Consider the following 385-nt stretch of genomic DNA (forward strand, 5'->3'; position numbering starts at 1 on the left):
CACGTACAGCTCGCCGACCACGCCCGTCGGCACCCGGCACAGACCCGCGTCCAGCACGAAGAAGGCCAGGTCGGCGAGGGGCACGCCGACGGGGCTGGCATGGCCGTCCAGGTCCGCGGGCACGATCGAGCGGAACGACGCGTGGACGGTCGTCTCCGTCGTCCCGTACATGTTGATCATGTGGGGCCAGGCCGCGCGCCGCTCCAGCCAGGGCCGCAGCTTGGCCGGCTCCAGGGCCTCGCCCGCGAAGACCACGGCCTCCAGCGCGTCCAGCCGGGGCCCGCCGTCCTGCCGCAGGTCGGCCGCCTGCAGGGCGTAGAACGCCGACGGCGTCTGGCTGAGGACCGACACGTTCTCGTCGACGAGCAGCCGGTGGAAGTCGTCG

The 385-nt window shown here is 73.2% G+C and carries 1 protein-coding gene; it reads right to left on the reverse strand.

Annotated elements, in window-relative coordinates; all coding sequences use genetic code 11:
* On the reverse strand, positions 1 to 385 hold a 385-nt coding region (locus tag JNW98_RS35940), incomplete at both ends, for an AMP-binding protein (RefSeq protein WP_223772429.1).

Origin of the sequence: Streptomyces huiliensis (genome assembly GCF_020037025.1) — a bacterium.
Lineage (GTDB): Bacteria > Actinomycetota > Actinomycetes > Streptomycetales > Streptomycetaceae > Streptomyces > Streptomyces huiliensis.